The organism is Bradyrhizobium sp. Kon56 (assembly GCF_055807635.1).
In genome coordinates this window covers 195,003-207,423 of the sequence record NZ_JBVVOU010000002.1, presented here as the reverse complement: position 1 = coordinate 207,423, position 12,421 = coordinate 195,003, and the positions used below count along the sequence as shown (strand labels likewise).

Below are 12,421 nucleotides of genomic sequence, written 5' to 3'. Positions count from 1 at the left end.
GCTAGAATCCCGCGCGTGTCTTGCCGTATCCGGCCGGTGCCGTCGCGTTCGCATCGAGCAGCCAGCGCGCGCGAGGCTGTGCTTCCATCGTGTCGGTCATGCCGAGCGCGAGACGTTCCGCGCCGGCCCAGGCGATCATTGCACCATTGTCGGTGCAGAGCGCCGGCGGCGGCATGATCAATTGTGTTCCGGCTTTCCTCGCAACGTCATGCAGCGCGCCGCGGATCGCCTGATTGGCGGCGACACCGCCGGCCGCCACCAGCGCACGCGGTGCACCGAACTGCTCGCGGAAGAGTTTCAGGCCGACGCTCAGCCGGTCGGCGGTGGAGTCGAGCACGGCGGCCTGGAAGCTCGCGCAGAGATCGTTGACGTCCTGCGGTGTGATCTCGGCCAACCGGCTTGCTTCGTTGCGCACCGCTGTCTTCAATCCCGAGAGTGAGAAGTTGGCGTCGGGGCGTCCCTGCAGCGGCCGCGGAAACGCAAATCGCGCGGCATCGCCGTTGGCTGCCGCGCGCTCGACCTGCGGGCCGCCCGGATAGGGCAGCCCCAGCATCTTCGCCACCTTGTCGAAGGCTTCGCCGATCGCATCGTCGACGGTGGTGCCGAGCCGCACATACTGTCCGACGCCGGTGACGGCAACGATCTGGGTATGGCCGCCCGAGGCGAGAAACAGGCAATAGGGAAATTCGAGTGCGTCGGTCAGGCGCGGTGTCAGCGCATGCGCTTCCAGATGGTTCACCGCGACCAGCGGCGTGTCGTGCACCATCGCGATCGCCTTCGCGGTGGTGAGCCCGACGATGACGCCGCCGATCAGTCCCGGGCCCGCGGCGGCCGCGACACCGTCGAGCTGGGCGAAGTCGATGCCGGCCTCAGTCATGGCGCGGTCGATGATGCCGTCGAGCAGGTCGACATGGGCGCGGGCCGCGATCTCCGGTACCACGCCGCCGAAACGGGCATGCTCCTCGACCTGCGACCACACGATATTGGACAGGATCTTGCCGCTGCCGTCAGGCGCACGCTCGATCACCGCCGCGGCGGTCTCGTCGCAGGTGGTTTCGATGCCCAGTACCAGCATTGGCGAATTGTTATCCAATTTGCGCCCTTCCCGCCCCTTGCGCTCATCCGCAAAGCAGAGTTCTGGTACGTCCGGTAGCATTCCGGGGTCGGCCAACGCAATCGTCACGCGCTGCCGTTCCTCGTGAAAGCGCCACCGCCACGTGGTTCGGGAACACAAGCGATGTCCATTCTTGTCACACGGCCGCATCCCGACAATGAGGCGACGTCGGAAAATCTGCGTGCACGGGGTCATGTGGTGCTGCTCGCGCCGGTGCTCAAGTTCGAGCCGGTCGCCTTCCATGACGAGAGTGAAACGAGCTACAGCGCCGTCATTGTCACATCGGCCAATGCGATCCGTGGCGTCGCATCGCAATTACCGGACCTTGGTCTCCTGCAGCTGCCGCTGTTCGCGGTCGGCGAGCACACGGCTGCCGCCGGGCGCGATGCCGGTTTTGCCGAGGTGATCGTCGCCGGTGGCGATGCCGCTGCCCTGCGCGACAAGGTGATGCAGAGCGCGCGCGACAAGCGGCTGAAGAAAAAGAGCACGTTGCTCTATCTCGCGGGCGCGGATCTGTCGCGCGACCTCGGCGGGGAGCTGGGCGCCGAAGGCTTCATCGTCATCACGCAGACGACCTATCGCATGGCGCCAGTCAAGCTGTTGCCGCGCGATGTCTGTGAAGGCTTTGCCGCCCATGGGATCGAGGCGGTGCTGCACTACTCCCGGCGCAGCGCGCGGGCTTTCCTGGAGGCCGCGCGGGCGGAAGGTGTCGAAATCTCGGCTCTGGCGATCCCGCAGTGCTGCCTGTCCGAGCCGGTCGCCGGCGTACTGCGCGAGGCCGGTGCCTCGCAGGTTCTGGTTGCGGCGACGCCGGACGAAAATGCCTTATTTGACACCTTGGAGCGTGCTTTGCGCACCCGTTTGGCGTAAGAGGTCGGGCCGAATCCGACGCAATCGGGTCCGTTCGTTCAGGGCAGGTAAGTGTGAGGAACCGTCACGATGGCCGACGACAAGCCTGAAGACGCAGGATTGGCTCCCGAGTCCGGCCGCGCCAAGCGCATCCCGCCCACCATCGACCTCGAGGCGACGGAAGTCTCGACCCAGCCGCAGCAGGTGACGGGCGAGCCTGAGGCTGGGGCAGCGACCGAACAGGCCGCGCATGAGCAAGCCAAATCTGAAGAGGGCAAGTCTCAAGAGGAAAAGTCTCAAGAGGAAAAGTCTCAAGAGGTAAGGTCCGAAGAAGCTATTGCCGCGCCGCAGCCCGAACCTGCCGAAGAAGAGTCTTCCGTTGCGTCCGCGTCGGTATCGCCGTCGATTTCACCCTGGGTTATCGCTCCGTTCTCCGGCGCCGTCGCAGCCGCAATCGTGATCGCGGTCGGCTGGATGCTGGGCTGGCCTGCCGTGCAGGCGCCGCCGGCTGCTCCGCAAGTGACGGGCGCAACCGTCGAGGCGCTGAGCGGGCGCGTGGCCGCGGTCGAAGCCAAGGCGGGCAAGCCGGCCGCCGATCCGGCCATGGTGGCGCGGATCGATGCGCTGGAGAAATCCGCAACGAGCCTGCGCAGCGAGATCGCCAATCTGCGCGCACAATCCGACAAGACTGCCAGCGCCCTGAACGACGCGACATCGGCGCCGCGCGCTGCCGCGCCCGATCTTGCCGCTCTCAACGACCGCCTCGCTCAGCTCGAGCGTGCAAGCAAGACCGAACGTGCGGAACTCGCACAGCAAAGCGAGAAGATCGCCGACGCGAAGACGATGGACGACAAGCCGCTGCGCCATGTGGTGGCGGCGGCCCTGCTCGACGTCGCCGTTCGCCACGGCGATGCCTACGAGTCGCAGCTCGCCGCCGCGCGGTCGCTGGCAGCAAAGCCGGAGATGCTGAAGCCGCTCGACACCTTTGCGTCGTCAGGCATTCCGACGCCGGTCGCCTTGAGTCGCGAGCTCCTCAACATCGTGCCAAAATTGTCGCCGCGGGCGGAAGCTCCGGCCAGCGGCACCGGAATCGTCGAGCGCCTTCAGGCGGGGGCGTCGAAACTCGTCCGCATCGAGCGTACCGACGGGGTCGGCAACGATCGCGGCGCGATCGTCGCGCGGGTGACGGCGGCTGCGTTGCGCAACGATTTCGTCGAGGCGCGGCGCGAGTTGAAGACGCTGCCCGAGGCCGATCGTGCACCGGCGCAAGCCTGGCTCGACAAGACCGATGCCCGTGACGCCGCGCTCGCCGCGTCACGCAAATTCGCCGACGCCGCCATGGCGGATCTCGTCAAGCCTGGTCAATAAAGGTTCGCGCAACAATCAGCGCGTATAGGGATCGTCATGCTTCGCATCGTCCTCTTCCTCGTTCTGATCGCACTGGCGGCGGCCGGCGCGGCCTGGGTTGCCGATCAGCCCGGCGACCTCGTCCTGACTGCGGGCGCTTTCCGCGCCACAACGACGCTTCCCCGCTTCGTGTTCTTGCTTGGTCTCTTTGCCGCGGCAGTCGTGCTGGTCTGGAGCCTGCTGACGATGGCCTGGCGCGCTCCGGGGCGTCTGCGCCGCCGTCGTCACGAAAAGCGCCATGCTCGCGGCCGCCACGCCATCACCCACGGCCTGCTTGCGATCGGCCATGGCGACACCGCGCTTGCCCGTCGCCACGCCGATACCGCGCGGCGGCTGGCTGCAAACGATCCGCTCGCGCTTCTCTTGCATGCGCAATCGGCGCAGCTCGAGGGCAATCGCGACGAGGCCCAGCGCGTCTTCCGTGCCATGGCCGAGCGCGAGGACACGCGCCTGCTCGGCCTGCGCGGCCTGTTCATCGAGGCGCAGCGCGCCGACGATGCGGTCGGCGCCGTGATGATCGCCGAGGAAGCGATCAAGCTGTCGCCGTCCTCGACCTGGGCCTCGCATGCGGTGCTCGGCTTCCGCTGCGCGCGCGGCGACTGGAGCGGCGCGCTCGCGATCCTCGATTCGAATCTGTCCGCGGGCCTGATCGACAAGCAGGCCTATCGCCGCCAGCGCGGCGTGCTGCTCGCCGCCCGCGCGCTGGAATTGGAAACAATGGACCGCGACGTCGCGCGCGAGAGCGTGATGCAGGCGGTCAAGCTCGCGCCGACCCTGGTTCCGGCCGCAGTGCTCGCTGCAAAATTCGAGAGCGAGGCGCATCAGGTGCGCCGCGCCATGAAGCTGGTGGAAACCGCCTGGCTCGCCAATCCGCATCCTGATCTTGCGGATGCCTATGCGCATGTGAAGCTCGGCGATTCCGCGCGGCAGCGCCTGCAGCGGGTCGAGACGCTTGCGGCCAAGATTTCTGCCGACAAGGCTGGCTATATCGAGGGCCAGCTGGCGATCGCGCGCGCCGCGATCGATGCGTCCGAGTTTGCCCGTGCGCGCGCGGTGCTGGCGCCTTACGTCAACGATCCCACCCAGCGCGTGGCGTTGCTGATGGCCGAGATCGAGCGGACCGAGCATGGTGACGGCGGCCGGGCCCGCGCCTGGACCTTGCGCGCGGTGCGCGCCCGCCATGATCCGGCCTGGACTGCGGACGGTTATGTCAGCGACCGCTGGCGTCCGGTTTCCCCGGTCACCGGCCGTCTTGACGCCTTCCAGTGGCAAACGCCAGTCGCGAGTCTTCCTTCCGACAAAGGCGCCATGATCGAATCCTCGGCCTTCGAGGAGGCGATGCTGGCGGCTCCGCCGCCGAAGCGGGTGACGACGGCCCCGAGCGAGAGCCCGGTGGAACCGGCTGTCATGGCGCCGGATCCGGTGCCCGCTCCGCAGGACAATTCGCCGCCCCTTGAAGCCCAGGAAATCTTAAAGGAAGCCGTCGAGGAGACCGCCAAAGAAACCGTCAAGGAAGAGCCGGTCGTCACGCCTGCCGAGCCGCTCAAACCGGCCCCTGAGATCGCCGAATCATCGTCCGCGGCGGCAACGCCGGTGTTCCGGACCCGCGCCGACCTCGGCAAACCTGGACAAGCACCTATTCCCGCCGTCATCCCGATCGTCCGCGCCCCGGATGATCCCGGTATCGACGACGAGGGCCCGAGCGATGAATTTACGGAACAAATCGGCACGCCCAGGGACCACGCAAAGGCCCAGGCCGGCGGCTGGCGCGGATTCTGGTCTCGCTGGGGCGGGTGAGCGGCATATGGGAGCCGGCTCCACCTTGCCAATTCGGGCCATGCCCGATATCAGGAGCGCGCGTAACGGGACCGGCCTCGCGCGGGCCCCGGCATGGTTCGCCGCAATAGCTCAGTTGGTAGAGCACGTCATTCGTAATGACGGGGTCGGGGGTTCGAATCCCTCTTGCGGCACCAGCGCCTTGATTGTCCGGCCCGAAGACATGGGTAACGGAACGTACCCAAGAACGGAACGTACCTAAGACATGGGTGACAGCCTCGTTGTCGAGACGTTGCAGGGTTTTCTGCTCCAGGTCGAAATATCCCAGATCATAGTGCATGAAGCTGACGAGCCAAATGCTTCGCGGCCCGCGTGTCGCGCGCTTTGGTCATTTGCCTTGGATTGACAGCGCGTCCGGACGGCCGAAACTACAGGCAACGCGGCGGCGCGAGGCAGCATGCATGATATCCTGGTGGTTGGGCTCGTCGCGCTGACGTCCGGCGCCATTGGTCTTCCGTTCTCCCTGCTTCTGCCGTCGGACCAGTTTGCTGTGCGCTGGGCGCTCGCGCCGCCGCTTGGCTTCGGCCTCCTCGCCGCAGGAACCGCGGTCCTGTATCTCTCCGGCGTCGCTCCGTGGGTGACGTTGCCTGCGATGGCAATCGCCGGTCTTGTCATTGCCGCTGCAATACGCTTCCCGGCGCTGCGTCGGCGGCCTGAGCCATCGCCCGGACGATGGCTCGCGATGGCGATAGCGATCGCGGCTATTGCGATGGTGTGTCTTGCTCCCGGCTGGACCGGAGGCGCGCGCTTCCGCGTTTTCCAGGCCAACGTCTACGATCATATGTTGTACGTGGGATCGTCGGTCTCGTATCGCGTGCTCGACTACGCAACCCTGGCCATCCAGGGCGCGGACGAGTCGAACTCCAATCCAATTTCAGTGATGGCACTGAAGTTCGTCGACTATCGCGGCGCCGTGTCGATGATCCATGCGGCAATCGCCGCTATCAGTCGCGGCGATGTCGTCGATTGCGCCTATCCGTATATGGTCGGCATGCAGCTCAACATGCTGTTTGCCGCGCTGTTCGTCTTTGTCAACGCGCTCTCGATGCGGCGCTGGCTGGCGTTTGCGTGCGCCGTCGCGCTCACGATCGGCTTCTTCGAACAGTACGTCTTCGATATCAACGCCTGGTCTCAACTTGCGACGCAGCCGATCTTCCTGCTTCTGCTCGCATTCGTGGCGTTCGCCTTCGATCGCAATCGCTTTGGGCAAATGCCCAGCTCGATCATGCGGTTGGGAGCGGTCTTTGCGGCGTTGATGACAGGCGCGTTCTTTCTCTATCCGGAATCGCTGACGATCTACGGTCTCGCCGCGGCGGTTGCGGCCGCGATGGGCTGCTGGCATCGCGCCTCGCGCAAGGCCTTGCCCGTGGCTGCGTCAGGCCTGGCGGCAGGTGTGGGAATATCGCTGTTCGCGTGCATCCCGCTCTGGTCCGGCACGGTTGCCTATGTCGTCCGCCAGCTGAGTCATGCAGCGATCAACCCGCCCGACTGGTGGAAATACTATCAGCGCTACCTGTTCGGCAGTGACGCGAACTTTCTCGATGTCATCGGCAGCCCCGACAATCGTATCGGAGAACTGGCGAACGCCTGGTTCTCATTGCCCGTCGAATCCGCGCTTGCGGGTCTCGGCCTCTATGCGGTGCTGCCGTCGGCGGGTTGGCCCGCCGCGGTGGCGGTTGCGTGGAAATTGCTGCTCTATGGCTTTCTGTTCGTGCTGTTGAGGGGCATCGCAAGAACCGCGTGGACGATCTGGCGCGCCGAGCCGGACGGAAGCGTCGCGCGGCTCCTGGCAGGCAGCCTTGCCGGATGCCTCATGCCGATTGCCATTCTCGCGGCCGGTCATGGTTGGGCCGCGGGCAAGGGCCTGGCCATGGCGACGCCGATGCTCTTCACGCTTGTCATTGCTCCCTTGGCGCGCTTGGTTCCCTTGGCTGCGAATCGGTGGAATCCGGGCGCCGTCGCCGCCGTTGTCGTCGTCGTAGCTGTTCACCTCGGCCTTGGCATGTTGCGGCCGCTGCTGGTGATGCAAGCGGTGGGCGCGAGTCTTCCGGGGCTTCCGACCGCCGCCGCGCAGGTCAACGCGCAAAAGGCGACGTCTCTCGACTGGGACTACAATCGCTTGTCGGCGGACATCAAGAGCTGCAACGCACTCGTCATCGATGTTGCGAATCCGATGATGCACAATTTGTTGCGCCGGCTCGCAGCGGAGCTTCGGGTGCCCTGGGCGGCGCCGCGAATCATGTCCTGGCCCGACACGGCGGGGCGGCCGTATTTTCCCGAAGGTTTTGAAAAGTTCGACTGTCTGGTGGCGTCCGGGCGGCTCACTGCCAATCCGGGGCAGCGGCTGATATCCGTGGCCACAGACCGGTCTTCGCGCGAATTCATGGATGGGCAGCGCAATGAGCTTGAGGTCGGCACGGAAGCCCCGCCGGGGATCGCAACGCGCGGTCTTTTCGGCAAGGAAATCACCCCAGGGGGTGCGCTGCAATGGGCATCACCGAGCGCGCGTCTCGAGATTCCGAACAAGCCTGTGATGCCGGCGCGCACGTTGAAGCTCGAATTGTGGCCCACGCCGATCTGCGGAAACGAGTTCCTGGTCAAGATCAATGGGCGTGAGATCTACAAAGGCGTCGTGCCTGCGGGCCCGTTGTCATTTCCGCTGGATCAGTTTGCAGGCGACGAAACGCTCGTGGTCGAGCTGGACACCAATGCCGTCACGCATTTTCCGGGCGATCCCCGCGACCTCGGTTTTGCGATCCGGGAGCTGAGTGTTCGCCGCTAGCCAATCAACAGATGCGAGGGATGCCGCCGGCGTGATTCGCGTCACATTACCCCGAGCGCGGCTCCCCCAGTGTCCAGCTCACGCCAAACACGGGGAGATTTCATATGCGCAAGATCATTCTGGTGACCGCCATGGTGCTGGTCTCTGCCTCTGCCCAGGCCGGAGGCCCGCGCAGCCTGTCGCTGTCCGCGGTGAGCGAGCCGGCTTCGGTTCAGCAAACGGCGCCGGCGCTTGCCGCCGCGCCGACGCAGGTGAGCGAAGCAGCGCCTGCCGCCGAAGCTCCGAAATATCTCGATCGCCCGCCGGCGGTGTCGCTCAATGCGCCCGCGGCGGTTGCCACACCCACGACCACGACGGCCTCAGCGCCCGCGACGACGACGCAACCCGCCGCGAAGACAACGGCCAAGGCAGACAAGCCGAAGCACAAGCGCAGCTGGACCGAAGGCCGCATCATCAGCGAGCTGCATCGCCATGGCATCTACTGGTAAGATGCCCGCTCTCAAAAGGATATGGCCGGGACAAGCCCGGCCATCACGCGAGAGTTTTGAATCTGATCGGGCGCGTTACTGCGAAACCGTCTGCACCACGCTCCCGATCGGACGCGCGCTCGAGGTCGGCACCTTTAGGTCCTTCAGCAGCGCCTCGTCATATTCCGGCAGCGACTGGAGGGTCGTCTTGGCCTTCATCTGCACGATCTTGTAGCCGCCGGCCTTCAGCCGCGCGAGCAGCGCGGGCATGGCTTCGCCGGTGTGCTTCTGGAAGTCGTGCATCAGGATGATGCCCTTGCCGAGCTTGTCGAGCCTGGTCATCACGGTCTCGATGATCTTCTCCGGCGTGGCGCCCTTCCTGAAATCGAAGGAGTCGATATCGGTCGAGAACATCGCGACGTTTCGGGTGCCGAAATAGCTCACGATCGCCGGATTGTGCTGGAGCTGCGGGAAGCGGAAGAACGGCGCCGGGTTGGTGCCGAGCGCGTATTTCACCGCGCTAATGCCCTTTTCGACCTCGTCCTTGGCCATCTGCTCGGTCATCTTCTTGCCGTTCAGATTGACGTGCGACCAGGTGTGCGTGCCGACCGTATGGCCCTGGGCCAGCACCTGGCGCAGGATCTCCGGGTGGTAGGTCGCATGCTTGCCGACCGAGAAGAACAGGCCCTTGGCGCATTCGTCCGCGAGCGCCTTCAGTACGGCGGGCGTGTTGACCGGCCAGGGGCCGTCGTCGAACGTCAGCACGACCTCCTTGTCGGTGAGGAAGTCGAACTGCTTGAAATGATCGAAGCCGAAGCCCGGACCGCCGGTGGTGTCGATCTCGACCACGCGGGAGACGCCGAGCGCGTTGGGATTGGCGCAGGTCGATTTCTGCTGAACCGGCATCGGCGCGGGTGCGGGCGCCGGGGCGGCTGCCGCCGGCTTGGCCGCAATCGCGGCCGTGATCGCGACGTCGTCCTTGGCGGCGAGCTTCGCCTGTGCCGGCAATGGATCGGCGGCACGGGCGGCAATCGTCTTGGGAGCGGCCTGATCGGCGCGCGAGGAATAATAAAACCAACCGCCGGCGGCAATCACGACCGCCGCAACTACACTGGCCAGCATCAGGCCCAACGCATTACGCATCGCCATTCTTTCCAATTACGCAACCAAACCGGCGGAATTTCCCGCTCGACGAGCCATTAATGCGAAGGAACAGTTAACGTGACACCAACACGACAGCGGATATGGAGGAATTTCAGCGAGGTGCGCCAGCGTGACCGAGGTCACAGAGGGTGAGCCTCCCGTGACCGTCATCACAGTCGGAACTGTTTTGCTGGAGCATGGTCAATCCCATCAACAACGGCGGGCCCGCTTCCGCGGTGCCAATGGGAGCTTCAAATGACCAACTCGCTGAACATCAAGTCCTTAAGTAGCAAGATCCGCGACGTCAGCCTGGCTCTGGGCTTTGCCGCCATCCTCTCGATCGCCTCGACCGGCTCGAGCTTCGCCTTCTCGTCCGAAGCGCAGCAGCAGTGCACCGGCGACGCTTTCCGCCTGTGCTCGTCGGAAATCCCGAACATCCCGAAGATCACGGCGTGCATGATGAAGCATCGTTCGGATCTGAGCGCCGGTTGCCGTGCGGTGATGGACAAGGATCTCGCCAAGGGCGGCGCGTCACGCAAGGTCGCTGACGCCCGGGACAGTCAATAAGAGTCGGTCAGTAACAGCAACGATAGCGTCGTTGCGTCGGTTAGCTCCCCTCGCGATGTGCCCCGGCGTGATGCCGGAGCGCCGCGGCGGCGCAAGCCCGTCTGCCAATAAAGCCGTTGCGGCTTCGGGATCGTCGCTCTAGCTTCGCCCGCACATCTTCCGGGTAAGAGGCATTACGCGATGACCAGATTTCTTTCCATCATTCCATTGATCCTGTTTGCATCGGCTGCGTCAGCGCAGCAGCCCGGTCACGACGCCTGCGCGCGCGACGTCACGCGCTTCTGCCGTCCGGTGATGAACAATGGCGATGGCGCCGTGCTCGCCTGCCTCAAGCAGAACCGTACGCGGCTCACCAAGGGCTGCGACAAGGTGCTGACGGATCACGGGCAGTAAGACGTCGCTACGGACTCGCAAAACCTAAGTGCTGCTTCCCGCCGCAGTGGCGACCACGGGCAGCACCTCACTTGCTGCCTGGTCCGGCGTCTCCTCTTTCCAGCGCACCGAGCCGAACGGACGCTCGAGCATGCGGCGGATCCGCACCGGATCCGGGCCGATGTGGAAATCGATCGCCTCCTGATGCAGCGCGCGTTCGGACTGGGTCGAGCGGTTGCGCTGGCGCAGATAGTCGAGCCAGGTCGGGCAATGATAGCGCTCGGTCCACAATTCGGGATCGGCGATGTCGCGCGCGATCGACCAGCCATAGGCGCCGTTGCGCTGGCGAGAGAGCTGCACGTCCTGCATCACGTTGTGAAAGGCGCGGGCGTTCTCTTGGGCGACGCGGTATTCGATCTCGACCACCAGCGGCCCGCTGCGCGCCGTGAGCGACAATTTGACTTCCGGATCGGCCAGCAGATCGGCGTCTTCGTTGCGGGCGCCGACGCGCGGCATCGTGAGCCAGATTCCGAGCACCGGCGAGATCAGCATCAGGCCGGCGGCCGTCAGCAGCGCGACCTCGACGCCGGCATAGTCGGTGAGATGGCCCCAGCCCCAGGCGCCGATCGCGATGCCGCCGGAAATCGAGGCCTGAAACGCCGCGAGCGAGCGGCCGGCGACCCAGCGCGGCGCCGAGAGCTGCACGCCGATATTGAACAGCGCGATGGCGGCCATCCAGACCGCGCCGGCGAGCACCAGCGCAGCCGCGGTCAGCACCGGCTCGGTGCTCACGGCGAGAGCGGCCATCGCAAACGCCATCGAGATGGTGCAGGCGCGGATCGCGGCTTCGCCGCTCATGCGCTTGCGCAATTCGTGGATGTTGAGCGCGCCGATCACAGCGCCCATTCCGAAGGCGCCGAGCATGATGCCGTAGGTTTGCGCGCCGCCATGCAGCAGATCACGTGCGACCAGCGGCATCAACGCCATGATGGCACCGCCAATCAGGCCCATCACCAGCGTGCGCAACAGCACGATCTTGATCGGCGGCGAATTGGTGATGTAGCGGAAGCCCGATACCATGGCGCGGTTGAGCTTCTCCCGCGGCAGGCGCGAGGGTTCGGTGTTGCGCCGCCAGAGCAGCAGCACCACCAACAGCGGCAAATAGAGGATCGCGTTACACGCGAACGCCGCGACAGCACCGAGTGCGGCGACGATGACACCGCCGACCGCAGGGCCGAAGCTGCGGGCGATGTTGTAGCTGATGCCGTTCAGCGCGACGGCTGACGGCAGTGCATCGGGCGGCACCTGCTCGCTGACCGAGGACTGCCAGGCCGGACCGAACAGTGCGTTGCCGCTGCCGACCACGAAGCAGAAGGCGAGCAGCGTTTCCGGGGAAATGAAGTTGAACCAGGCCAGGACCGTGAGTGCGGTCGCGCCAGTCAGCGCGATCATGAGCGCGATCAGGGTGACGATACGGCGGTCATACATGTCGGCGATGGCGCCCGCCGGCATCGAGATCAGCATGATCGGCAGCATCAGGGCGGTCTGTACCAGCGCCACCTTGCCCGCCGAGGCCGCCATCTGCGTCATCGCCCAGGCGGCGCCCACGCCCTGGATCAGCAGGCCGAGATTGGAGAGCAGGCTGGCGAGCCAGATGCGCCGGAACACGGTGTACCGTAGCGGCGCCATGATGCCGTCGGCGTCAATTTTCTGACGGTTCGTCTGCTCGGTCATATCCCCTTCCAAATGGGCTGGCAGAAGTGGCGTCGGCGTGGTCTTTGGGCGATTTCGGCAAGTTCAGTGATGCCCGCGAAAGTCCTTCGCTGTCCAGTGGTTAGGCCGGTATAAGCGGTGCACAGAGATGCTTTTGCCGGGGAGGAACAG

General features: G+C 65.2%; 10 protein-coding genes and 1 tRNA gene. 8 read left to right on the top strand and 3 right to left on the bottom strand.

The window, feature by feature from the left end; genetic code table 11:
* Position 1: 1 nt before the first annotated feature.
* Positions 2–1,075 (bottom strand): tRNA (adenosine(37)-N6)-threonylcarbamoyltransferase complex transferase subunit TsaD, encoded by a 1,074-nt coding sequence (gene tsaD / locus AC0L3B_RS04080; RefSeq protein WP_018459700.1) that lies wholly within the window; start codon positions 1,073–1,075, stop codon positions 2–4.
* Positions 1,076–1,237: 162 nt separating this feature from the next.
* Between tsaD and AC0L3B_RS04075 the strand changes: the two genes are divergently transcribed.
* The 6 genes from AC0L3B_RS04075 to AC0L3B_RS04050 all read left to right on the top strand — a co-directional run bounded on the left by AC0L3B_RS04075 (position 1,238) and on the right by AC0L3B_RS04050 (position 8,476).
* A complete protein-coding gene (locus AC0L3B_RS04075) occupies positions 1,238–1,984 on the top strand; it encodes a uroporphyrinogen-III synthase (protein WP_018459701.1) in 747 nt (248 codons plus the stop codon).
* A 69-nt stretch (positions 1,985–2,053) separates the two neighbouring features.
* On the top strand, positions 2,054–3,331 hold the full coding sequence (locus tag AC0L3B_RS04070) for a COG4223 family protein (RefSeq protein ID WP_473380057.1): 1,278 nt from the start codon (positions 2,054–2,056) through the stop codon (positions 3,329–3,331).
* Positions 3,332–3,367: 36 nt separating this feature from the next.
* Positions 3,368–5,167, top strand: coding sequence for a heme biosynthesis HemY N-terminal domain-containing protein (locus AC0L3B_RS04065; RefSeq protein ID WP_204512897.1), 1,800 nt, complete (start codon positions 3,368–3,370; stop codon positions 5,165–5,167).
* 100 nt (positions 5,168–5,267) lie between these two features.
* A tRNA-Thr gene (locus tag AC0L3B_RS04060) sits at positions 5,268–5,343 on the top strand.
* 260 nt (positions 5,344–5,603) lie between these two features.
* Positions 5,604–7,988, top strand: a complete 2,385-nt coding sequence (locus tag AC0L3B_RS04055) for a hypothetical protein (protein ID WP_473380056.1) — start codon at positions 5,604–5,606, stop codon at positions 7,986–7,988.
* A 104-nt stretch (positions 7,989–8,092) separates the two neighbouring features.
* Positions 8,093–8,476, top strand: a complete 384-nt coding sequence (locus AC0L3B_RS04050) for a hypothetical protein (RefSeq protein WP_085348532.1) — start codon at positions 8,093–8,095, stop codon at positions 8,474–8,476.
* Positions 8,477–8,551: 75 nt separating this feature from the next.
* Here AC0L3B_RS04050 and AC0L3B_RS04045 read toward each other — a convergent pair whose 3' ends face one another.
* Positions 8,552–9,598: a polysaccharide deacetylase family protein gene (locus AC0L3B_RS04045; RefSeq protein ID WP_085348538.1), complete on the bottom strand. Its 1,047-nt coding sequence runs from the start codon at positions 9,596–9,598 to the stop codon at positions 8,552–8,554.
* Between the two features lie 255 nt (positions 9,599–9,853).
* Between AC0L3B_RS04045 and AC0L3B_RS04040 the strand changes: the two genes are divergently transcribed.
* Together AC0L3B_RS04040 and AC0L3B_RS04035 are read left to right on the top strand one after the other, a co-directional pair.
* On the top strand, positions 9,854–10,165 hold the full coding sequence (locus AC0L3B_RS04040; RefSeq protein ID WP_085359625.1) for a hypothetical protein: 312 nt from the start codon (positions 9,854–9,856) through the stop codon (positions 10,163–10,165).
* Between the two features lie 180 nt (positions 10,166–10,345).
* The gene (locus AC0L3B_RS04035; RefSeq protein WP_247474939.1) at positions 10,346–10,558 is read left to right on the top strand and encodes a cysteine rich repeat-containing protein; all 213 of its coding nucleotides are present in this window, start codon (positions 10,346–10,348) and stop codon (positions 10,556–10,558) included.
* A 24-nt stretch (positions 10,559–10,582) separates the two neighbouring features.
* On the opposite strand, the gene AC0L3B_RS04030 is transcribed toward AC0L3B_RS04035, so the two are convergent.
* Positions 10,583–12,271, bottom strand: a complete 1,689-nt coding sequence (locus tag AC0L3B_RS04030) for an MFS transporter (protein ID WP_473380055.1) — start codon at positions 12,269–12,271, stop codon at positions 10,583–10,585.
* Positions 12,272–12,421 lie beyond the last annotated feature (150 nt).